The sequence below is a fragment of the Paenibacillus sp. Soil787 genome (assembly GCF_001429545.1).
Taxonomy (GTDB): Bacteria; Bacillota; Bacilli; order Paenibacillales; family NBRC-103111; genus Paenibacillus_E.
Genome location: NZ_LMSP01000023.1, coordinates 335,600 through 358,242 on the forward strand (window position 1 = coordinate 335,600; position 22,643 = coordinate 358,242).

Annotated in this window: 24 protein-coding genes and 1 pseudogene; 6 read left to right on the forward strand and 19 right to left on the reverse strand. The window is 44.4% G+C overall.

Going from position 1 to position 22,643, the window contains the following annotated elements:
• Window positions 1–123: 123 nt before the first annotated feature.
• Window positions 124–857 (forward strand): annotated as a pseudogene (locus tag ASG93_RS21030) (SDR family oxidoreductase).
• A gap of 91 nt (window positions 858–948) precedes the next feature.
• On the opposite strand, the gene ASG93_RS21035 reads toward ASG93_RS21030, so the two are convergent.
• Genes ASG93_RS21035 through nikR form a run of 4 tightly spaced genes read right to left on the reverse strand, consistent with a single transcriptional unit; the run spans window position 949 to window position 3,750 of the window.
• A complete protein-coding gene (locus tag ASG93_RS21035) occupies window positions 949–1,134 on the reverse strand; it encodes a hypothetical protein (RefSeq protein WP_056834884.1) in 186 nt (61 codons plus the stop codon).
• A gap of 40 nt (window positions 1,135–1,174) precedes the next feature.
• The gene (locus ASG93_RS21040; RefSeq protein WP_056834886.1) at window positions 1,175–2,827 is read right to left on the reverse strand and encodes a copper resistance CopC/CopD family protein; all 1,653 of its coding nucleotides are present in this window, start codon (window positions 2,825–2,827) and stop codon (window positions 1,175–1,177) included.
• 11 nt (window positions 2,828–2,838) lie between these two features.
• Complete coding sequence (locus ASG93_RS21045) at window positions 2,839–3,243, reverse strand: DUF2203 domain-containing protein (RefSeq protein ID WP_056834888.1); 405 nt, start codon at window positions 3,241–3,243, stop codon at window positions 2,839–2,841.
• A gap of 51 nt (window positions 3,244–3,294) precedes the next feature.
• Window positions 3,295–3,750: a nickel-responsive transcriptional regulator NikR gene (nikR, locus tag ASG93_RS21050; RefSeq protein WP_082615001.1), complete on the reverse strand. Its 456-nt coding sequence runs from the start codon at window positions 3,748–3,750 to the stop codon at window positions 3,295–3,297.
• A gap of 111 nt (window positions 3,751–3,861) precedes the next feature.
• Here nikR and ASG93_RS21055 point away from each other — a divergent pair, with 111 nt between their 5' ends.
• Window positions 3,862–4,647 carry a PhzF family phenazine biosynthesis protein gene (locus tag ASG93_RS21055; RefSeq protein ID WP_268796037.1) on the forward strand — a complete coding sequence of 262 codons (786 nt, stop codon included), beginning with the start codon at window positions 3,862–3,864 and terminating at the stop codon, window positions 4,645–4,647.
• A 447-nt stretch (window positions 4,648–5,094) separates the two neighbouring features.
• On the opposite strand, the gene ASG93_RS21060 is transcribed toward ASG93_RS21055, so the two are convergent.
• The 6 genes from ASG93_RS21060 to ASG93_RS21085 form a co-directional block, all read right to left on the reverse strand.
• A complete protein-coding gene (locus ASG93_RS21060; RefSeq protein ID WP_063891919.1) occupies window positions 5,095–5,433 on the reverse strand; it encodes a DoxX family protein in 339 nt (112 codons plus the stop codon).
• Window positions 5,434–5,604: 171 nt separating this feature from the next.
• Window positions 5,605–6,063, reverse strand: coding sequence for a MarR family winged helix-turn-helix transcriptional regulator (locus ASG93_RS21065; RefSeq protein ID WP_056834892.1), 459 nt, complete (start codon window positions 6,061–6,063; stop codon window positions 5,605–5,607).
• A 152-nt stretch (window positions 6,064–6,215) separates the two neighbouring features.
• Window positions 6,216–7,640: a PAS domain-containing sensor histidine kinase gene (locus tag ASG93_RS21070; RefSeq protein ID WP_235550923.1), complete on the reverse strand. Its 1,425-nt coding sequence runs from the start codon at window positions 7,638–7,640 to the stop codon at window positions 6,216–6,218.
• A gap of 658 nt (window positions 7,641–8,298) precedes the next feature.
• Complete coding sequence (locus tag ASG93_RS21075) at window positions 8,299–10,056, reverse strand: response regulator (RefSeq protein WP_056834896.1); 1,758 nt, start codon at window positions 10,054–10,056, stop codon at window positions 8,299–8,301.
• A 51-nt stretch (window positions 10,057–10,107) separates the two neighbouring features.
• On the reverse strand, window positions 10,108–10,482 hold the full coding sequence (locus ASG93_RS21080) for a response regulator (RefSeq protein WP_056834898.1): 375 nt from the start codon (window positions 10,480–10,482) through the stop codon (window positions 10,108–10,110).
• An 88-nt stretch (window positions 10,483–10,570) separates the two neighbouring features.
• Window positions 10,571–10,951, reverse strand: a complete 381-nt coding sequence (locus tag ASG93_RS21085) for a gamma-glutamylcyclotransferase (RefSeq protein WP_056834900.1) — start codon at window positions 10,949–10,951, stop codon at window positions 10,571–10,573.
• A 218-nt stretch (window positions 10,952–11,169) separates the two neighbouring features.
• On the opposite strand from ASG93_RS21085, the gene ASG93_RS21090 reads away from it, so the two are divergent.
• On the forward strand, window positions 11,170–11,523 hold the full coding sequence (locus ASG93_RS21090; protein ID WP_056834902.1) for a hypothetical protein: 354 nt from the start codon (window positions 11,170–11,172) through the stop codon (window positions 11,521–11,523).
• A 90-nt stretch (window positions 11,524–11,613) separates the two neighbouring features.
• Here the strand turns inward: ASG93_RS21090 and ASG93_RS21095 are convergent, their stop codons facing one another.
• From ASG93_RS21095 to ASG93_RS21115, 4 genes are all read right to left on the reverse strand, one after another.
• Entirely contained in the window at window positions 11,614–12,444 is an 831-nt protein-coding gene (locus ASG93_RS21095) for a sugar phosphate isomerase/epimerase family protein (RefSeq protein ID WP_056834904.1), read from the reverse strand.
• Window positions 12,445–12,489: 45 nt separating this feature from the next.
• On the reverse strand, window positions 12,490–13,467 hold the full coding sequence (locus tag ASG93_RS21100; protein ID WP_056834906.1) for a Gfo/Idh/MocA family protein: 978 nt from the start codon (window positions 13,465–13,467) through the stop codon (window positions 12,490–12,492).
• A gap of 102 nt (window positions 13,468–13,569) precedes the next feature.
• Window positions 13,570–14,397 (reverse strand): AraC family transcriptional regulator, encoded by an 828-nt coding sequence (locus ASG93_RS21105; RefSeq protein WP_056834908.1) that lies wholly within the window; start codon window positions 14,395–14,397, stop codon window positions 13,570–13,572.
• Between the two features lie 1,102 nt (window positions 14,398–15,499).
• The gene (locus ASG93_RS21115; RefSeq protein ID WP_056834912.1) at window positions 15,500–15,787 is read right to left on the reverse strand and encodes a CD3324 family protein; all 288 of its coding nucleotides are present in this window, start codon (window positions 15,785–15,787) and stop codon (window positions 15,500–15,502) included.
• Between the two features lie 671 nt (window positions 15,788–16,458).
• Here ASG93_RS21115 and ASG93_RS21120 point away from each other — a divergent pair.
• The gene (locus ASG93_RS21120) at window positions 16,459–17,430 is read left to right on the forward strand and encodes a C40 family peptidase (protein WP_056834914.1); all 972 of its coding nucleotides are present in this window, start codon (window positions 16,459–16,461) and stop codon (window positions 17,428–17,430) included.
• A 307-nt stretch (window positions 17,431–17,737) separates the two neighbouring features.
• On the opposite strand, the gene ASG93_RS21125 is transcribed toward ASG93_RS21120, so the two are convergent.
• From ASG93_RS21125 to ASG93_RS21145, 5 genes are all read right to left on the reverse strand, one after another.
• Window positions 17,738–18,184 carry a hypothetical protein gene (locus ASG93_RS21125; RefSeq protein WP_056834916.1) on the reverse strand — a complete coding sequence of 149 codons (447 nt, stop codon included), beginning with the start codon at window positions 18,182–18,184 and terminating at the stop codon, window positions 17,738–17,740.
• 238 nt (window positions 18,185–18,422) lie between these two features.
• Entirely contained in the window at window positions 18,423–19,184 is a 762-nt protein-coding gene (locus tag ASG93_RS21130) for a LamB/YcsF family protein (RefSeq protein WP_056835167.1), read from the reverse strand.
• 202 nt (window positions 19,185–19,386) lie between these two features.
• A complete protein-coding gene (locus ASG93_RS21135; RefSeq protein WP_235550924.1) occupies window positions 19,387–20,391 on the reverse strand; it encodes a biotin-dependent carboxyltransferase family protein in 1,005 nt (334 codons plus the stop codon).
• Window positions 20,357–21,178 carry a 5-oxoprolinase subunit PxpB gene (pxpB, locus tag ASG93_RS21140; RefSeq protein ID WP_321166697.1) on the reverse strand — a complete coding sequence of 274 codons (822 nt, stop codon included), beginning with the start codon at window positions 21,176–21,178 and terminating at the stop codon, window positions 20,357–20,359. Before pxpB ends, ASG93_RS21135 begins: the two co-directional genes overlap by 35 nt.
• A complete protein-coding gene (locus ASG93_RS21145) occupies window positions 21,142–21,942 on the reverse strand; it encodes an alpha/beta hydrolase (RefSeq protein ID WP_056834920.1) in 801 nt (266 codons plus the stop codon). The genes pxpB and ASG93_RS21145 overlap by 37 nt, the downstream gene beginning before the upstream one ends.
• A gap of 103 nt (window positions 21,943–22,045) precedes the next feature.
• On the opposite strand from ASG93_RS21145, the gene ASG93_RS21150 reads away from it, so the two are divergent.
• Both ASG93_RS21150 and ASG93_RS21155 read left to right on the forward strand, forming a co-directional pair.
• Entirely contained in the window at window positions 22,046–22,366 is a 321-nt protein-coding gene (locus ASG93_RS21150; RefSeq protein ID WP_029194039.1) for a heavy metal-binding domain-containing protein, read from the forward strand.
• Window positions 22,363–22,605, forward strand: coding sequence for a hypothetical protein (locus tag ASG93_RS21155; RefSeq protein WP_056834922.1), 243 nt, complete (start codon window positions 22,363–22,365; stop codon window positions 22,603–22,605). Before ASG93_RS21150 ends, ASG93_RS21155 begins: the two co-directional genes overlap by 4 nt.
• Window positions 22,606–22,643: the final 38 nt, after the last annotated feature.

Sequence of the window (22,643 nt, forward strand, 5' to 3'; positions counted from 1 at the left end):
TAATTAAATGACAAAAAAATATTATTGTCACTCGATTTTCGTTTCACGCCTGTTATAATCAAATCCATATCAACGAAGTTTGAATCAACGGATCTGTAAGAATCAATATGAGGAGGAACTACAATGGAGAAGAAATTAGCAGGTAAAGTAGCGTTAGTCACAGAAGCGTCTAGAGGAATGGGACGTGAGATCGCAGAGGAGTTGGCTCGAAACGGAGCTAAAGTCGTTGTAAACTATGCCAGCAATCCAGCGAAAGCAGCGGAAGTCGTTCATGGGATTGAACAGAACGGTGGAATAGCAACAGCCATTCACGCTGATATTAGCCGCGTATCGGACATTGAGCTCATGTTCCAGAAAACAATTGAAGCCTATGGCAAAGTCGATATTTTGATCAATAACGCTGGCCTAATGATTACTAAGCCAATATCACCGAAGAAGATTATAAACAGTTTAACGCCAACGTCAAAGGTACTTTCTTTGCTTACCAACAAGCAGCCAAATACTTAAGTGAGAAAGGCCGAATCATTAACTTCTCAACCTCTGTCCTCAGTAGTATGTTCCCGACCTACAGCGTTTATGCCGGTACCAAAGGAGCTGTTGAACAATTTACTCGCCAACTTGCGAAGGAATTTGGTCCAAAAGGCATTACGATTAATGCAGTAGCCCCCGGTCCAGTTAATACAGAACTCTTTACAGTGGGAAAAACAGAAGAGCAAATTGAAGGCATTCGCAAAATGAACGCTTTTGGGAGAATCGGTGAGCCTGACGATATTGCGAGTGTTGTCTTATTTTTGGCAAGTGAAGAATCCCAATGGATTACGGGTCAAACCATCCGCGTCAATGGTGGGTTTATCTAAGAGGGAGTTAAGGAATGTGTCGCACTAACTACACGTACCCTTATCAACGCAAAAAGGGGCACAATGTGCCCCTCCTCCTACAGAAGCCATCCTATTGAATGGCTTGTTTAATACGTTGTAAAGCCTCGATCAGATCATCTATCTCATTTTCATTTAAACGAATGGTTACATAATTAGGCGAGATGCCGCCATCATTGATCTCCAGCAATGCCATCTCATCCTGATCATCAAATTTGACCGACAAATGTTGTTTGTCGAGCACTTGAATCCATGCCATTATCGCCACCCACCTTCAGCCATCATGTATTCAAACCATTTTAATACACCATAAATTCTTTGTTGTACACTGTTTCATTATCATCCGCGTCCATGACACGCATCTCTAATTCCCAATTACCGCGGAACGGCAGGTATGCCCCCTGTGCTTTGTAACTGAATTTCACAAACCCATAAGATTCTTCTTGTGTGTTGTCTTCGTACATTGTTACTGGCACAGAAATTGGCGCCATTTCTTTATCGTCTAAATAATGAAGCAGCATAAGCACTTGCTTCGGTTTCCCTGCTTTTTCTGGAAGCCATACTTTCGCTACGAAGGTATTGGTGCCCTGGATTTTAGGCGTAATATCAGCAGATACGTGGACCTTCTCGCCCATCTGATGCCACTGCAGCGGCTCATTGACAGGAATTGGCGCCATATATGTGATGAGCCCTACCAGCAGCACGATAATCACCATAAAGGTAAGATCAACCTTAATCCAGACAACCGATTGTTTCGCCTTTTGTTTGCGCAAATTGAGCCGAATAATAAAACCAATGAGTATCACAAGTACTACAGCACTAATTTTCACAAGCATCAATATTCCCCACGAAGTGTAAAGCAAGTAACGTAAGTTTGGCAGGAACAACAAGACGGATAAAGATCCGGATAGGGTTAGTACAAGGATGGAGATCAAAGCCATTTTCGAAAATTGCTGCATATAGGAACTGACATCATCACTTTTTTGACGCCATTTCGCATAGAGCAGCACTAAGCCCCCAACCCAACATGCCGCGCCGACGAGGTGAATAAAATCCAGCCCGATTGTTGCCCATATAGGAGTGAAGGAAGCCGCGTGACCGCTAAAGCTTTTCACAGCCAGGAAACACAAAGGCCATAATAAATCTAACCACTTTGACCTGCCTACAAGTACAAATCCAAGGAAGGATAGCACTAGCATAAACGCCCAGGAAATACCGATAGTGGTTGCACTAAATAATTTCCATATCTCTTCCACCCCACCGCCACCAAGAAGATCTTCGATATGTGTGAAAATGAGCAGCAATAGGGCCACTAATTGTGCACGCTGGAGATTGAGTGTCCAAGCTGAAAGTGATTTCCGTGTCTCTGCCCCACTAGCTCTCAACAACCTTAACCAGATTACCCATCCAGATAGCGTCAAAATCATCAAATACCAAAGTCCGCGAGACGCATATTGGAGAATATCTTTCGTTGTTAACTGACCCGTTCCATGATTGTGCCCACCATATACGGAAGGCAGATCAAGAGCTTCTTCTTGCGGCGGATTGCCAATCGTTATCGGATAACTCCCTGCAACGGGGTGACCGTCAGCGGAAATGACGTGATAACTGATCAAATAAAAGCCCTCAGCTAACTTCGGCAGATCAAGAATTAAACCAGTCTGCTCTTTGTTCATATAAGCTTTATTCTTTGTAATTTCGTCACCGTTATGATCCAATACTTTGATATAAAAAAGTCCTGCATCTAACTGTTCATTAAAGGTAACAGCAACTTGAGGGGGTGAGCTTTCAAGCTTGGTGCCCGCTTCAGGTTGGGCCTGCACTAATGACGCATGAGCAGAGGCCGTCTGAGGAACAGCAACTGCGCTCAAGAGAATGAAGGCGAACATGCATATCAACAATGAAGGCATAATCACAAAGCGGTTGAACGTATACCGTAAAGATCTTTGCATCGTAAGTTCCTCTATTCCGAAATCGGTTTACGTCCAGCAAATCCATCCTGTTTGCCATGGTAATAACGAATTCTATCCTCTCCCTGTTTCCAACAAAGCAGTACTTCTTGTCCTTCCATCAACGCGGGAAAATCGACAAGACCAGTATTTATATCCTTGAGTTCCACACCCGTAAGCTGAAAATTGTGAATAAGCCCTCGCGCTTCGATTTGAAGAAATTCCAGCTCTGCTTCCATGACGAAAAACGGGTCCTTCTCTGCGCCAGGTTTCTCTGCATGGTCGTTTTTCTTTATACGGAGCTCTGCATATTTTTCCTCAAAATTGTGCTTCAATGCTTGCATTTTCTTCAATTCCTGATCAACAAACGGCAGCATGTCATTTGCCTCTTCTAAACTGAACCACTTTTTAACCGACATATCGCACCTCCGTACGGTAATTTTAACAAAAAAACATGACAACTACGAATTCTACAAATGAGAATGAGGATGCTCATGCGAGTGCCCATGCTCGTCCACATGCGTAACAGACAGCTCCGCATAACCTACACCTTTGAGTACTTGAATTCGCTGTTGAAGCTCTCTGAGTTTCTGAACCTTACCGCGAACAACTAAAATTTCCAAGCATTGCTGATGGTTTAAATGGATATGCATCGTTGAAATAATCGCAGAGTGGTAATCATGTTGCAGCTCCATCAAGGTAATCGGCAAATCATGAATATGATGGTCATATACCATCACGATCGTTCCAGCTACGGTTTCGTCGGGCTGCATGCTGCTAGAAGTTAACAGCGCTTTGCGCGTAAGATCACGTATGGCTTCAGAACGATTATCATAGCCCTGTAAAGCAATGAGCCGGTCATATTGCTCTATGAGAGATTGCGGCATGGAGATACCGAAGCGTACAAGATTTTCTTTGTCAGACAACCGCCCCACTCCTTTTCCTGTATCATTTCCTATACCCTTACTCTAGCAGAAAGCAGCTCTGCCGCAAACCTTAGCCGGATTGAATTCGCAAATTAAACACAATATGGTAAGGTGTATTCATCAGAGGAAATGCTTGCCATTACCCGCGAGTTGAACTTCTCCGAAACAACGTTTATCATGTCCGAAGAGCCTATTAATGGTGGATATGATGTACGTATTTTCACCCCGAAAGAGGAGGTTTCGTTCGCCGGTCATCCGACTTTAGGTACAGCGTACATCATTCAACAAGATATCATAGGACACCCTGTCCATCAAATTGCGCTTAATTTAAAAATCGGTCAAATACCGGTCACTTTTGATGAGGATAACCCCAGTATGGCTTGGATGCAGCAGAAGCCGCCTGTATTTGGAGAGATTATCGATCTAGATACAATCGCATCAGTTCTAGGAATTCCAGCGTCGGGCATTGATTCACGCTATCCTATTCAGGAGGTTTCTACTGGGCTGCCAGCCCTAATTGTCCCTCTAAAAAGCTTGAAAGACGTTCAGTGCTGTAAGGTGAATCGTGATCTATATTTCCAACTCATTGAGCCAATGGCGATTTGGCCGGATACTTGGTCAAGTATCGCTATTTCGGCAATGAATCCATCGATATCAGCGTTGAACAAGGCTTTGAAATCATGCGTCCTTCCATTCTGTATCATCGAGCATCTCATAAGGAAGACCATATCTCAATTCAAATCGGCGGTAAAACCATATATACAGCAAAAGGCGAGTGGGTATAAGCAAAATAATAATGAGGATAAACAACTCCGTCATCCTTCTAGGAAGAGCGCGTTTGTCAAGGTAGATGCGAAGCAAAAGTATAAAACTTATACTTTCTGCCCTGAAAATTAAAAATTTTCATTCATCATTGGTGCCGCAATGCGGCATGGAAGTCTTATCTACTGAGAAAAAACCTCAGGCTGGTCCTTGGTGTAACCCATTCTTTTATGCATGGGAGAGATAGATGTGGATTCAAAGCGCTTTTGTCGAGGAGAACTATTAGTCAAGAGCCAAAATAACTGCGAAAGTGCAGGTATTTTGCTAAAAATCGTTTGAATAAAGGAAAAGCCTGCTAATATGCAGGAATTTTTAGCTTTACCACCCTGAAATTAAAAAAAGACCGAAAAAGCCTGCAAGATTGCAGGAATTTACGAATTGGAGCTATTCAAAGAAAAAAAGCATGTATAATTGCAGGTTTATTTACTACAACCGTAATCTTATACGCTTATGTGGTCAAAATGCCGGATCCTGTTGAACAGGACCCGGCATTTATTAGTTTGAACATTAGAGCAGTACTTCTCATTTTATAAACAAGACAACCAACGTAAGGATAATTAAAATAATGGGCATGCCTATTTTAGATACGGGATCCTTAATACGTAGATGCGTTATGACAGCACCAACCATAATAACGGCCAAGAGCCAACCCCCAATAGCAACAAGACTATTATTCCAGATTCCTGCAACAAGGAGTACGGCACCGGCAATTTCGAGCAATCCAGTTATAACCCTAAACCACTGAGGCATCCCATAACGTGTGAATTCATCCACCATTTGCTTCGAACCGAGCTTCAGCGCTCCAAACATCAGAAACCCCAGCGCTAAAATGATTTGAATAATAATTGATATCATATGCATATAACTCTCCCCTTTTCTCACCATACAGATAGCCTATAATTAGATATCCTAATGTTATTGTAATATACACTACCATTAGGATATTTATTTGTCAACCATCTTTAACAAGAAATCTAAATAAAAAAAGCTATCCAGCAACTCCTGGATAACTTGATTTGATTCGTATTGTCCTTATTTATCCTTACCGAGTTCTTGTGCTCCAAACCCCAGTTTCTTTAACAGAACGATCATCTGAAGTTTTTCCTCATTGCTTATAAAGGAGAGATTCTCAGATATAACAGCTGCATGTTTCGGGAAAATCTCGTTAAATAAGGTTTCCCCCTTCTCAGTAAGAGCGACAATGGAGGTTCTTCTATCCGTAGGACTTGATTGTCGTCTTACATAATCTTTCTGCTCAAGCTTATCTACCACGTAGGTAATACTCCCGCTTGGAATACTAAATATTTCACTAATCCTTTGAATAGGATGAGGCCCTTTGTTGTAAAGGAGCTCTAGAATCATAAAATGGTCAGGACTGATTCCATGATTTTCGATATCTCGTTTGGCATTATCTGCTATAGCTTTAGAAGCTTTAATCCAGATTCGGAATAGTCTTAAATCAAGCTGGCTTTGTTCGTCTCCCTGGTACATGATCGTTCCTCCTTTGGTGTAAATCCTTTCTTATTCTCCACTCCACCCAGTTGTCATAATACTATGCTAACTTTAGGGTAATTTGTTTGTCAAGTCATCGTATTTTCAGAAAAAAAATAAACCCCTATACAGGAGTTCATACACAAGCCTATCTATTTTGGATTTAAAGGTAAAATAAGATCAACTGTTGTTCCTATACCGATCTGACTCATTATATTAAGACTCCCGTGATGGGCTTCAATGATTTTTTGGCTCACCATTAATCCTAATCCAGTTCCTTTTTCTTTTGTCGTATAAAAGGGTTCTCCTAACATCCCTATGCGTTCTTCAGGAATTCCACATCCCTGATCAATAAACCGAATAACAATTTTATTGTCATCTATCTTCATAATAATTTCGATAATACCGCCTTCGGTCATCGCTTCAATCGCATTTTTAAGAATATTAATAACGACCTGTTTTAATTGATTTTCTTCACAATTGATTAATGGAATGTCTGGATCAAACGTCGTATGAATTTGCACATCACTAAGAATGGCTTGTGTATCAAGCAGCGAGATCACATCATGCAGAATTTTGCGAAGATCCTTCATCTCAAAACTTACTGCCTGCGGCTTGGCAATAACCAAAAACTCGCTCACGATATAATTAATTCGGTCTAATTCCGTCAACATGATTTGAAAATACTCATTATAATTATCCGTTTTGGTTTGTAATAATTGGACAAATCCTCTAAGTGAAGTTAATGGATTTCGAATCTCGTGAGCAACTCCGGCGGCTAGCTGCCCTACGACCGATAGCTTTTCTGACTTTATCAGAAGTTCATCTGTCCTTTTACGTTCGGTTATGTCTCTTGCAATGCCATAAACACCATCGATCTTATCATTTATGATAATTGGAACCGTCTTTAAATTTAATTCGACACTGTAGCCTCGTTTATTCGTAATGGCGACTTCGATGTTGTTTGATTCACCTTTTGTCGAAGCTTCAACCAGACTTTTTGCTTTAAGGTAATCTTCGCCTACCATCAAACGGCAAAAGGTTTGATGAAGCAGCTCTTCCTTCTGATAACCCGTAATCCTTTCCGTAGCTTGATTCAGATGAAGTATTCGTCCATTTAGATCTAATTCAAGTATAGCATCGGGGTTATTTTCAACAAGGGACTTATAACTCTGTTCTCTCTCTTCCAGCAAACGTTGGGCTCGTTTACGCTCAGTGATATCCTTACATATAAGCTGAACTGCCGGTTTACCTAAGTAGATAATAGGTACCGCTCTGGCTTCTACATCAATAACTTGACGATCAATACGAAGAAATTTCTGCTGGATGGGAGCAGAAGGCATCTTCTCCTCTTCGATCAGCCTAATTCGTTCCTTAACAATGTCAATGAAATCAGGATGCACCAAATTCATTATGGGATAACCAATAAGTTCCTCTGGGCTAGCTGCGCCAAATATCTCCGCACCGGCTGGATTGATATAGACTATTGTTCCTTTACTGTGAACAACTAACGGTTCTGGTGAGTGCTCTACAAGTATTCGGTACCGTTCATCGCTTTCTGTAAGGGCTTTCTTCAAACGTGTTACCCACCAATATAGAACCAACGCTGTAAGTAATACATAAAATAGACCCTTAGTTGAATGAATAGTGATTGCCCCTGATAAGTTAAGAATGTCCATAACTCTATCGGACAGGATAATCCATAGACTTCCTATAAGCAAATAGACCAAAGAGATTTTAAAAGGAGTTCTGAGATTTAGTGTCTTTGACCAATTATGCATATCATTCTTCCTTAACCTTCCTTTTTCACTCTGACTGAATACACTGGATAATTAGCGCCGTTATTATACATAGACGCTTCTGATTATATCATTTATTTTTCGAAATGATTATCGGTTTTTTATTCCACATAGAAAAATTCTCTAGCAAATAAAAAAGGAGCCAGGGAATCACCCTGACGGTCCTTTTGCATGCAAACCCATACATTTTGAGATGGTTGACGGGGAATGAGGATCCTCTATTTCGGCGAAAATGCCGATATGGCGCTGGCACGCGGAACGTAGCGGCGCTATTTTGGTGTTTTCACGGCTTTTACAGCACGAATACAGGAAATAGCGGTCCCTAGTTCCGCGAAAACTGGAAATAAGCGGTTTTGAGCAAAATAAGGTCTCTAAGTTCCGCGAGCAATATTTTTACATAAATGGCAGAAGCAGCCTTGCAATTTATATTTGTTTATCACACTAAGTTCATTAACTTTCTCACGCGAACTTCCAACTCAACGAGCGAGAACGGCTTCGTCATATAGTCGTCTGCTCCCATTTGAAAGCCTTTGGCTAGATCATCTTCCTTCTTCTTACCTGAAAGCATAAGTACCTTCATATCCCGAACGTTTAGACGCGGATCTTTCTTTATCTGCGACAACAAAGAGAACCCATCAAGTTTCGGCATCATTCCATCGAGAATACAAGCATCATAGGTATTGGAGAGCAGCAAGCCGAGCGCAACATCTCCATCGGAAGCATGGGTAATGGTAATCGGTAAATGCTCTAAATGTGAAGTGAGAATCGCTCGTAAAATCGGATCATCATCCACAATGAGCAGATTTTTCTTGTCAATTTGCGGACTCGCTGTTAACTTTCGTTGCTCTGACCATTCATCCTCTTCCGAAGCGCTAACAATTCTATCCCTACCTTGTTGCTTAGCTTGGTACATCGCATCATCAGCCTCAGCCACCCACTCCGAAACCGTCATCCCCTTATGCCACTCTGCAACACCTGCTGAAAAAGTGATCGAGAAGGTTTGACCCTCGTACTGTGCAACGGCATTAAAACGTACTTTATTAAGAATGGCCTGCATGGTTGCAAATGCTTGCTCCACTGTTGTATTCGGTAGGGCAATAACGAACTCTTCGCCGCCAAAACGTGCTAACAGGTCTGTCGATCGCAAGTTCACTTGCAGCAAATGAGCTAAACCTTGGAGCACCAAGTCTCCTACGTGATGTCCGTAAGTATCATTGATCCGTTTAAAACAATCAATATCTATAAAAACTAAAGCGATCGGTGCCGGATAGCGCTCAATACGCTGCAATTCCATACCAATTTGAAGATCAAAATAGCGACGGTTGAACACCCCGGTCAGCGGATCACGGAAGGCAAGCTGTTCGAAATTTTTAGTCCTTTTGAGCAATCCATAGATTCTTGCAGCCAACTCCTCGTACTGAAATGGCTTCGTCACATAATCATCGGCTCCTAAATGGAAACAGCGGACTTTATCATTCAAATCGTTACGTCCCGACAATACAATAAGCGGTAACCATTTCAATGTCGGATCCTCTTTGAGAAATTCAAATAGCTCGTACCCCGACTGAGGATGCATCATGAGATCTAGCGTCACTAAATCATACGTATGTTCACGTAATAATTTCATGGCGCTCTCCACATCGGCTGCTTCATCAACAATACAATCATCGAGTCGAAGTCGACGGGTCAAATAAGTGCGCAGCACCTCGTCGTCATCCACAAGCAGCAATCGACTCTTCATAGAACCAAGCAAAGAGCCGCCTCCAGGATCCTGCTGTTCGTCCATCTGTATTTCCGTTACACCGATATCATATTCCATATGCATTTCACGAAGTGCTTGTATGCTGCGTTCTGCGCTCTCAATAATCGGGTTGATCGCCAAGAGTAACTCTTCTCCGTCATTATCCATGGATTGCGTCCATTCCCAGGCACGAACCATATCCTCAGCCAGTTTACCGATCCGGACATAACCAAAAATAGGCGCACTGCCCTTAAGCGTATGTACAATGCGATAAAACTGTTTTAAATCATCGGCTACAGCAGTCAACTGAATCGTATCAAGCAGCGAGTTAAGCTGTTTAAGCTGTTTTTCAAATTCATGGATAAACAGCTTTCTTCCTTGTCTAAGAATTCTTGCATCTCTATTTGATTCTGACTTGGAGTCCTTCAACCCCTTTAGATTCGTATAACTCATGACAACCAATCATCCTTTTTTATATATAAAATAATCTTTATATAGTTCGAATTAACGTTGTAATAATTGTCCGACCGTATCAATTAATTGAAGAGGGCTGAATGGCTTAACAATATAGGTGGTTACCCCTGCTGCTTTGGCTTTTTCTTTGTCCTTATCCAAGGCTTTAGCCGTCAGCAAAATAACCGGTATATCCCGATTGGCATTATCGCTATGCCGCAGCCATTCACAGACTTCAACACCCGTCCGCTCCGGCATCATATAGTCAAGTATGATCAGATCGTAGATTTCTTTTTGCAATTGCTCCATCGCTTGTTGACCATCTTCAGCTTCCGAGATGGCATAACCTTCATCAGAAAGAGTTTCAGTAAGCAGAAAACGCAGCGCGATTTCGTCATCTGCAAGCAATATTTTATAAACAGACATGGCGTTCTCCTCGACCTAAATAAATTAACTTAATTATAGCATCATGCATTCTGGCAGGATAGAAATTAGTCGAAATAAACCGAACTTTTCACTTGTTTTTTTGGGCTGAATAGGCTCTCCATGAGGAGCTGTTAATCTCTACGAGCCCGCTAATATTTCCCCAAATATAAACCCAGCCTTCACGCGAGCCATTAACATCGCTGACCCACACTCTTTCATACTCATTAGTGGCACCGGGACCGTTGTAACCCTCCAGAATATCCATCGCTTGCAGCCCTTCCTCTGTTACTTCGAACCATTCGCCAATCACTTTATGATCCCCCTCCGTAAGAGCAAGAGCTGGATAGAGGCCTACATCATATAGACGTCCAAATATCGTACCCGGTTGCACGGAGAGTAAAAAAGGTGCAGCAACATGATGATTACTCTCTCCCGCAAGCAATGTGCCGTAAACGAATACAGAAATCATAATAACTCCTCCTACCTAATCGATGAATTCAGATGTTTCTCATTTAATTCCATTAATTCGCTGAGACATGAAAGCATCCCTTCTCTCAAGCGCACAGAAGACATACTGCATGACAGTATGTCTTCTGTGCGCTGATTCTAACAATGGGTAAAGTTAGCCGTGACAATCTATGATTCATAACATAAAGTATTCCATCTGAAGATGGAGGTGTTGAATCCTTGGCAATGATAAAATATTCAACCGGTCCCTTAAATAATCTTGCTTTCAGCAACAGAATTGTTTCGAAAAATATTATTATTAATGCCGCTCATCGTGGTCGAGACGATCAGGAAAAAGTTCACGTCAAAGTATTTGCCTTAAATGGAAGACGGCGATTGATTGCTTCTCTCTCCTTTGTAGTCGGTCCGTTGTCTTCTGCGATTAAAATCATTGATGTTTCCAAGGCGAAAGCGTACGAGGTGCAATTTTCGTCGAACGATAGGGATATACTGTTTGCTGTATTCGGTATCAGCCCTAAAAACAAGTATGTTGCAGCACATCGCGTCGTTCATTCGGAGCTGACACGTATTTAAGATTTAGAGTCCAATCACTTTGATATGAGAAGACCCCGACACTTGATGTGCCGGGGTCTTCTCATGGAAGCGATTCTTCTGACTTCTCTACTACCGCGCAGCTCCGCCAAGAATAATATCCAAGTGCCGAGAAGTGTCATACACCGTCTGCAGCGGAGTTTCTGCATAAAGACCTACTTCAGCCGTTACCGTATCGGCATACCCGATGTCCTCTAGTGCTGTGCGGACCGCCGTCCAATTGACATCTCCTGCAAGCAGCGGGACAAAGCCGTTGCCATTGCCTACGCTTGGTCGGTAATCCTTCACATGTACTTTGAATATACGTGAACCAAGAATTTTGATCCACTGCTGCGGGTAACCGTTATGCAAAATATTGCCTACATCAAAATAAACCCCAAGAAAAGAAGATTGAAGATCGTCGACATAAGCACGCATTTCAAGCGGCGAAAGCAAAAATTTGTTCCACACGTTTTCGATGCCAATGCGAACGCGACGTCTTTCTGCTTCTTTCACCAACAGAGCTAGTTCCGCACGGCTGCGGTCATAGCACTCATCATACGGAGTCATCTCGTTGACGGCTCCAGGTACGACAAGCACCGTATCGATGCCTAGCAGCTCCGCTAGCTCCAGCTGTTTCTCGACAACGCGACGTCCCTGCTCACGTACAGTCGCGTCCGCGGAAGATAGCGGGGATTGCCACAGCAAAGAGGTAGACAAGCTTCGAAGCTGAATACCGTGCTCTTTTGCCAAGCGACCAATCGCCTCTGCCTCCGACGCCGTCGTTTCCATGGTCAAACCAACGCCGCCTAATGGATTAACATTCAGCTCAACCGCGTCATAATCGGCCTCACGGCTAATCGAGAATAACTGCTGAAGCGGCAGCCCTTCGGGGAAGCACCATTGATTTACTCCTTTTAACATGCCTAAACCTCCTTCGTGTATTTCAAAATAAAAACATTCGTATGCTTATGCCGAAGTGATCGTTATCGTTTGCTTCGCAATCGCCGAATCATTCGCTGCCAATGTAACCTCAAGTGTCGCTGCCGCTTCGCTATAATCACCGAGCACTAGCTCTTGCCGTCCTGTTTTCACAGCTGCGACAAACGCCCGATTCTGCTCAAGGTAAAAATCCATCTCCGACGTCAAAGTTATGTCTTGCGTGTCATCCACTATCCGAACCGTCATACCGCTTATTGATACGTAGAAGTCATGCCCGAAAAACTCCACATCCCCGCGTCCAATTTGACGGGACAAGACCGTATTGCTGATCGTGCCTAGGGCCCCGCTGCGGAGGCCGAAGGATACGATACCCACATCATACACCGTTGCCTCTGGATAATTTCGATGGATATGCCGCTGCTCGTAGTTCGCTTGGACGTAGTCAAACTCACCAACCAAATAACGAATTAAGTCCACTTGATGCGTCGATTGCTCAACAAGTTGACCGCCCGAAAGATTCATAAGCCTCCACCAACCTACTTCTGGCATGCCGCCAATTCGGTACGCGAGCACCATATCTACTTGCTTATCAGCCAAGTACGTCTTTGCCTTCTGTACAGTGTCCAGATAGCGCAGGCAATAGCCTGACGAATGAATGATGCCAGATTCACGAATGATCTGTTCTTTACGACGCACTTCCTCCATATGCAAGCCGGTAGGTTTCTCCGATAACAGATGAATGCCTCGAGCGGCAGCCGCTTCTTCAATCCCTTCCCTAGCAAAAGGCGGCGTGCATATATAAAGCGCATCGATTACCCCAGCATCCAACATTTGTTCCAAAGTTTCGTACGTCTTTGCGCCGAAAGTTTCAGCTATCTCCCTCGCACGATCTGCGTTCATGTCGCATACGGCCGTAATCACTGCGTCATCGATTTGCTGCAATGTTTTCATGTGGTACTCCGCCATGCCGCCTACACCGATAAATCCAACTCTTACTTTTTCCATCTGTCGTACCCTCCCTAAGTGTTTACGTTTACTCCATTAGCATATCGGATCAGAAAGCGCTTGTATTTAGGGAAACCGAACAGCAATTTACGCAAAACGAAGCTAGTCCAGCACCGAACCGTGCTGCAACCGTTGACTTTTTCGCCAAACGGTAGGCGGGTGTCCTTCTTGCTCCTTAAACCATTGTGAAAAGGAATGCAGCCTGAAAAAGCCTACCTGTTCGGCGATTTCACGTATATCCTTATCTGTTGAGCTAAGCAGCCATTTTGCCTCCTGCAAACGGCATTGCTGCTGATATTGCTTTGGGCTAACGCCGTACATTTGTTCAAAAACGCGGCGAAAAGCAGCCTCCGTAAAACCGGCCATCTCAGCCAAATCAGAAATGTGAACCGAATCCTGCACATTTTCACGGATGTAATCAGCCGCTTTCGTCACCGTCATCCCCTGCAAATCCTGCTGCGAGTGTTCAAGCAAAAAAAGCAGCAGCACTTCCATCCATGCCGAATAATTAGCTTGTTTTTCCTTTAAGAACGACGCTTTCATCCGCAGCCACTCCCGGAACAATCGCTCGAATCGCTCTTTATCCAATCGGGATAAAGCAAGGAAGAAAGGTGAGCTATCTGCACCTCCGTCGCCAGTAAATCCGCTGCCTCCGAGCTTTGCGACCAGCTCCATCGTACGTGCCGTTACGCCCTGCAGCAAAATAACCCCAAACCTCACATTCGTCACGGCTTCAAACCTGTGTGACAAGTCTGACGGGATAATAACGATATGGCCCGCTTCCATCCAGCTTCGCCTCGACCACTCGAACAAGCACCGTCCTTCCAACACGATACTGATTTCAACAGCCGAATGACGGTGAAATCCATCATCATAAAAATCGGCATCATGTGTGCCGATAAAACTTCGTATATCCAGCTCATCTTGCATTTATCTTGCACCACCTCCAGAGCGGACCGGACGCTCATTTACATATTCTTTCTTTTTAATTTCAAGAAAATAAAAGCATTTCCTTTAATTTGACGGCAATCAAACATGTTTTCCGATTGGCACCGGAATGGATCATCGTTTTCTTTCCACTCTACACGAATGGGAACGTCGATGCGCTATTTTTCTAATAAGTGGTTATAAAGCTATCGTTGCGGAACGTCGAATCGCTAATTCCCCCTTGAGCGCCGAATTTTAGCCAGAAATGGTTACATAGCGCACCCACGTTCCCCCTAATGCTCAAAAAGGCAGTTTTTTCGACGAATAGCGCATCGTCGTTCCCATTGGCGTATGCAACAGTAGGCTTTACCATCATAAAAATAGTTACGCGGTCCAAGGATAAACAACTCCGTCGTCCTTCTGGGACGAGCGCGTTTGTCAAGGTAGTTGCGAATCAATGTATAAAACTTATACTTTCTTTATCTGCTGAAAAAGCCTGCATAAGTGCAGTCTTTTCAATCGAGTCCGACGATTAGGAAGGAATTCCTGCAAATATACAGTATTATTGCAGCATTTCTGCCTGTACCTCAGAAGTAGCTGCGAAAAAGTGTATTTTTGCAGAGATTTTATTTACCGAGTTAAATAAGAGGTAAAAAGGATGTATACATGCAGCCATTTTACAAAAGCTGATTTGCGCTTCGTTGAAGATCGTATCGCACGACGTTTTTGACTGCTGCCCCTGTGACAGCGGAAAAACCACCCCTTCGTACAGAGCGACTGTAGCGTTCGAACGGCAGTTCGGTGATTGATGCCTAAATGAGTCACTACATCAATGAACGCAGCGGACGAGCGAGTCTGCATAGGCGGACCCAATCGAGATAAGCGAACAGTTCCCCTCTCCGACAAGCCGCTCGAAGCAGTCTTTATCTGGTCTCCTAATCGACTTTATGGCAACCGAATAACGGCGCTGACGTCCGTAAGCTCGGAATCATCGCTCTAACGGCATCCAGGTCCGTTAAACGTCTATTTCGGATTGGTTTCTTTTGCTGTGTGCGTGAATTGGTCCGTCGAAGAAAAAAAAGCAGCACCTCTAGGGATGCCGCTTCTACGCTTTATTAGTTGTTAATTCGCGTGTTTTCACGATGATTTTACGGATGCTGTCTTCCGATAAATGAAAGACTTTGATTAGTTCCATCACGGTGGAACCCGTTTGGTACAACCGGAAAATTTCTCGATTTCTACGCTCAATGATAATGCGTGTTCCGTTATTTTCTCCCCATCCAGCGCGCTTCTGCTCTTTCTTAGGGATATATACAATTTCACCTTGGATATACTCTTGTAATTGTTTTAATAGGTTAGGGGGAAGAACGTCTTTCCCGTTCTTGTAACTCATGGATGAAAACCTCCTCAAATTGTCGAGCAAAGTTAAACTTTGTCTGATTTGCAGAGAGTATCTTCATCGCCCCATAACCTCCTACCATTCTCAAAAAATGGAATAAAAAAAACACGATCATAATCGTGCCTGCCGGTTGTATGCAATTATACACTTCAGGTGAACGGTTATTCCACGAATGATATTCAGTTAGGAGACGAGTACCTCTGCGGCGGCCGCAACATTCATCGCTACTGTCATTGTGTTCATTAAAAAGCACTCCTTTCACCTTATAGTTGTATTTTGGGATTTGGGTTGGAGAGCAAAGTCTCTCCTAAATATTGGTGTTCACTACGTGTTCACATTCTCATTATATGTAAAAAGCATCTCGCTGTCTACTCGCTTAGTAAAAATTATGCGGGGGCCTAGCGACCCCCGTTTGGAACGATGGTCTCTGCTTACGCAGAGACCACCTCTGCATTTGTTGTAATCACCTTGATCACTCCTTTCCGAAGGAATTAGCCGGCCGGCTACCTCTATATTTACTCATATTTCCAGCTTGTTCTCAAGTGAAAGAATGGTTATATTCGTTTTCTCCTAGTTATAACATTCTTGTAGCGAGTCTATTTCATGCATAATTATTTTTTCCTGACAAAAACTACCCCATAATAACTGGTAAAGGGGTTTTATTTATGACGCTTCAAAAGAAAACGCAATGGCAGTTTGTTTTAACCACTCTTTGTATCACTATGATCTTCATGGGTGAAGGTTGTACAAATAAACAAACTCAAAACATCGGTGCGCCTACGACTACCCCTGCCCCTGCCCCTGCCCAAGCCGGCCAGAGTGCCAGCATGTTTGTATCGAACAATTCGACATTTTCCAATGTTAAGGTTTACAGTGAAACAAACGGACTAGTCTGGGTACCGCTGGAGGAAACCTCTGCATCGATAGATTTTGATTTGCACTACGTGGGCGACAGTTTCACAATGGGTGCCACGGACCCCGTTTATTCCGTTAAAATGAATCAAACTCAAGCTTTTGTAGGCGATAAACCCATCGAACTTCCGCAGGCTCCGAGATTATTCGATCACAAACCTTATATGACAACACAGGCGTTATCAACTTTGATGGGTACCCCAGTAAATTGGAACGCTCAAAATTCGCAGGTTGTCTTTAATCCGATCAATCAAAATGCGTTGTCCGAACAACAAAGTGCATCTGTACAGCAGCACGGAAATTCAACAAAACAATTACAGAGCCTATCCGTGAGTAATGTAGATAAAAGTAACTTAATAAGCTATGCCCAGAACTTTTTAGGAACGCCGTACGTATTTTCATCGGGACCCTACGATAGTACGCATACGTTTGACTGTTCTTCCTTCGTCCAGTATGTGTATTCCCATTTCGGCGTTGATCTGCCAAGATCTTCACAATCTCAAGCGCAAGTAGGACAAACCGTAGACATCAATAACTTGCAAACCGGTGACCTGATGTTCTTTTACACACCTGGGCGGTTTGCCAACAATCGCATTGTAGGCCATGTGGGGATATATGCGGGTAATGGGCGATTCATTAATACGTACGGGGAACCCGGTGTTACGTTTACTGATTTTAATACGTATTGGAGAGATCGCTATTTGTTTGCAAAACGTGTTGCTTAGCGAAAAAAACTACGACAGACCAATTAACGCACATAGCTAATGAAACCAACCGGAAATAGACGTTTAACGGACCTGGGGAGGCTGTCTATTCACCGTACAATGAATAGACAATCTCCTACATGCCGTTAACTGCCTATTTGGAGTGATGATCCTGAGCTGAGAAAGATGAATCTGAAGTTGATTTTCGCACCCATTTCCTTACTTAACAGTATGTTAATTGGTCAGTCTTAGAAAAAAAGAAGCAGGCAGTTACTTAAACTCGCAGAAAGTTAAGTAATTGCCTGCTTGATTCTTTTATGGGTATGGATTATTTCGAATGGTCATATTTAAATCCCCCATAATCAATGACCACGATCTGATTATTCCGTTTTAAACGCAGGTTAGGAGTATGGGGGTCATAATACTGACCCACACCATTTGATGGAATGATGTTATTGCCCATAAATTTCTTTACTAATTTCATAAGTTGTCGTCTATATATTGGAGAATCGGGAAATTTTCGATCATATTTTTTCATGGTTACCCAGCGATATGCCGTGTCGTAATCAATAATTTGCGCAAGATATTTTTTTATCGGTTTCAAAGATGATTTATACAGGTTTACTTCCATTTTGTTGCATCTGATTCCTTTTTTTGATTTTGCTATCTTCAACACATACCCGTTACCTAAATCGTATACAACTCTCGTTCCCCCAGCCCCAATGTATTTCTTCCCTTTTATTTTCCTTTTCATGTACTCGTCCATTTTAATCAAGGCAGCATCCCCCATTCAAGTAATGACATCTCAACAGAGCAATTTAGGGATATTAGTGTCAACTTATTCTATGTCGAGAACCACAACCTGATTGGACATTCAAAATAAATGGTAGAAGAGAAAAAGCCACCGACCTAATGTCAGCAGCCTCTAGTAATTGAACTCATACCTTATGAAATTGTAAACGTCAGGGTGAACCAAACTTTCAAAACTTACGTTTAGACCAAAATGGAGAGATCTAATGCCCGAGCGCCATTACCGCGATGCCGCTGCTGTTTAGCAGCGCGCGGATGTCGCGCGCGAACTCCACGGCGTGCGCACCATCGCCGTGGATACAGATCGTGTCCGCGCGCATGCTCAGATCCTCTCCCTCTCGGGAGAGGACCTTCCCTTCGCGGACAAGCCTTACGACCTGCGCCGCAGCGTCGGCGGCGCTGGAGAGCACCGCCCCCGGCTGATCGCGGGGCGTCAGCGTGCCGTCCCGCTGGTAGCTGCGGTCCGCGAAGGCTTCGCTCGCGGTCCGCAGCCCCGCGGCGGCACCCGCCCGCAGCAGCTCGCTGCCGGGCGGGCCGAACAGCGCCAGCTCCGCGCTGACGTTGGCGGTCGCAGCCGCAATGGCCGCGGCGAGATCATGGCGCTTCGCAGCCATGTGATAGAGCGCGCCATGCGGCTTGACGTGCTGCAGGCGTCCGCCTTCGGCGTGGACGAACGCCTGCAGCGCCCCGAGCTGATACAACGTCAGCTCGTAAGCCTCGGTCGGCGTGATCGCGATCTCGCGCCGGCCGAAGCCTTGTAGATCGGGAAGGCCCGGATGGGCCCCGATCGCAACGCCTTTGCGCAAGCACAGCTGCACGGTGCTGCGCATGGTTGAGGGATCGCCTGCATGGAACCCGCAGGCGATGTTGGCTGAGCTGACGAAGTCGAGCAGCTCCTCATCCCGGCCAAGGCGATAAGCGCCGAAGCCTTCGCCCATGTCACAATTCAAGTCAATACGCAGAATTCTCACTCCCAACTCTCCAGTTCTTTCCTTCTTTATAGTCCACGGTTCCTCAGTTCTTTCCTTCATTACTTCATTCCCTGCTCTTTTCAGTCCTAAGCTCTTCATTTCCTCTGTTCTTCTATTCTTCTATTCTTCTGTTCTTCTTTCCTCAGCCCTAAGCAACTCAACTCTTTAGCACTTCATTCCTTCATTCCTTCAGTTCCTAAATCCCCCCACGATCCCGTACCCAAGCCCGAACCCCAGCCTCAAGCAGCTGCAAATCCATCATCTGCAGCAAGATCTGCTCCTGGGCTTCCCGGTGGCTGACTTCCCGAAAACGAAGCTTTCCGCCTGGTTTAACCTGCGCAACTAAGGGAAGATCGGCTGTGATGACATGCGCGATACGCGGGTAGCCTCCGGTTGTTTGGCAGTCCGCCATCAGCAGGATCGGCTGACCGCTTGGGGGTACTTGAATCGTACCCTGGACGACCGCTTCAGAGATCATCTCACTCGGTACGCCATCAGATAGTTCAAGCCTCACCCCTTCCAACCGATAACCCATTCGATCGGATTGTGCGGTAACGATATAGCTTTGAGCCAGCAAGATCCGTCTGCTTACGTCTGTAAAAAAGGCGGCCTCCTTCCCTAGTACGACTCTCACCACTGGATTTTCTTCATAATCCGGACGAATAAAGGCACTCACAGACCCAGGATGATGAAGATTACCGCCTATCACTTCTTGTTTTACCTGCATAACATCCCCCGCTTGTAATGCCCTGCCTTGGTGACCGCCTATTCCTGCACGTAAATAGGTGCTTCTGCTGCCCAACACAGGTTTCACCTCGAAACCCCCATGCACAGCTAAGTAGGCTCTGCAGCCCTTAACGGCATAATGAACATTTAGCTGGCATCCTTTGCGGATCAGAAATGGTCGCCACAATGGCACTCGAATACCATCCACATCAGCTTCCATATCAGCTCCGCATAAAGACAGCAGCATATTCTTCTTCGCTACCATGCTCGGTCCTAGCAGTGTCATTTCCAGAACAGCTGCGTCCCAATCATTCCCAACGATTATATTGGCTGCTCTATGCGCAAAGAGGTCCATGGGGCCTGAAGTAATGACGCCATATTTCCGCTGTCCATACCGTCCCTCATCCTGCAAGGTTGATAATAATCCCGGCTTGATGACCTCAAAGCCCATTTCCCCTGTTCCTCTCTTCTTCATATTGAAACTGCTCAGCTGTGATGGAAACAAATCTTACTTGATCTCCTACCTTCAGTAGAGATGGCGGATCGGATTCTGGACGAAATAAAGCCAGCGGGGTACGACCAATCAAATTCCAGCCGCCCGGCGTTTCAAAGGGGTAAATGCCTGTTTGAGCGCCTCCAATGCCTACCGAACCGACAGGTATCCTCGTCCGAGGTACCGATTTCCTTGGTGTAGCTAGCTTGTCATTCAATCCACCCAAATAAGGAAATCCAGGTGCAAAGCCAATCATATATACCGGATAGACCTGCGAGGCATGAAGGTTCACGATCTCTTTCTTGCTAACATGATGATAGGCCGCAACATCCGCAAGATCTGGACCATAATCTTCACCATAACAAACTGGGATTTCAATGATTCGATCAGGCGCGATGTCATCATCCTCATTTTCATTTTCATAATTATCCAAGAGATGTAGTATATGTAATAAGACAATGTCAAAGGGTAGTAACGTATTCGTCCAGCTGGCACGCCCATTTTTGCGGGTGGTTCCCTTTTCTGAATAGTGGTTGTACACCTGGAAGCTGTCATAATAGATCGTGATTGTTGTATAAGCCGTTACGATTTCGATAAAACCTTCAAAACGATTATTCTCTAAATAAGCTGTTAACTGACGTACTCGATTTAGAATGGATACATCAATGTCCGCACCAAGCCTAATCACAATAGCCGAATCTCCAAGCATATGGCATTCGTAAGAGAGCTTGGTCATGCAAACTGTTGCTTTTTGAGCCAATTCGCACATAGTTCAGGCCAAATGTAAGCTTCCTGATGATCATCCGCTAGGCCAATACCATGATGCCCGCTCTCAAAAACGTGCAAATCAAAAGGCACTTTATTGCGGCTAAGCGCCCCTGCAAATAACAAACTGTTCTCAACGGCAACAGCTTCATCATCAGCTGTATGCCATAGAAAAGTCGGTGGCGTATGCTCTGTTACTTGTTGGTCATTGGATAGCAGCGAGACCAACTTCTCATCCGGCGTTTTTCCCAGTAAATTAACCTTCGAACCTACATGTCCAAACTCTCCGGAGAATGAAATAACGGGATAACAGAGAACCATCACATCAGGACGACTGCTTTGTCTATCGATCGGATCGACGGACTCCTGATCCCCTGCATCGTAATGTGTGCCTGCTGTAGAAGCTAGGTGTCCACCTGCTGAGAAGCCGAGAATACCAATACGGTTCGGATCGATTTGCCATTCTTCCGCATAATGCCTTACTGTTCGAATTGCCCGCTGCGCATCTTGGAGTGGAACTGGGTGTTCGTAAGGAGCTACGCGGTAATTCAAAACAAAAGCTGAAATCCCAAGTCCATTTAACCATTTGGCAATGGGCTCTCCCTCATGAGAAGCACGCCTACCGTAGCCTCCTCCGGGACATACTATAACTGCAGAGCTCAGGCCTTCCTTAGACACAGGGTATAAAGTTAAACTCGGACATCCTTGGTTATATTCACCTATGCTAATCTTGGATGCTCCAGGCCATAATTCAATCGTTTTTATCATACTCAATGTGAAACCCCCTATGTTCATTTTCGTACTAAGTTAATAATATCGAATCTCAATCAAGTAGCAAGAGTCTATTTTACAAAAAAAGGAGATGATCTTTATGATCGTAGCTACAACTGAAAACATCGCAGGCTATGAAGTCACGGAAGTGTTGGGCAGTACATTTGGGGTCGTTGTAAGAGCCAGAGGGATTGGTGGTGATATTCTTGCCTCTTTAAAAGGACTTGTTGGCGGGGAAGTCACGCAGTATACCCAGATGGTAGAAGACGGGCGTAAGCAAGCCATGGACCGATTAGTCAAAAATGCCGCAGCTATGGGCGCTGATGCTATTGTAATGATGCGTTTCGATAGCGGTGACATCGGACAAAATATGAGTGAAATCGTCGCTTATGGCACCGCCGTCCGGACACGCAGGCTATGAGTGGACTCGGTCCGATTTTGCTTATCTATGGAACATGGGTTATCGGCTTTATTATTCTCCTTCTTCTGGGCTATTTCATCTATGATAAACGCTATAAGAACAACGGTTCAACGACGCCTAGCAAGCCTTCAAACGGCTTTGTCTCAACGTCAGAAGTGTTCATTGATCCAAAGGATGGATTCACCTATCGCGTGTATTACAATCCTAGATCAGGGGACAGGGAATATATTCGCGAATAAACAAAAAGCCGTACACAAGAAAGAGTCTACACGCTCTC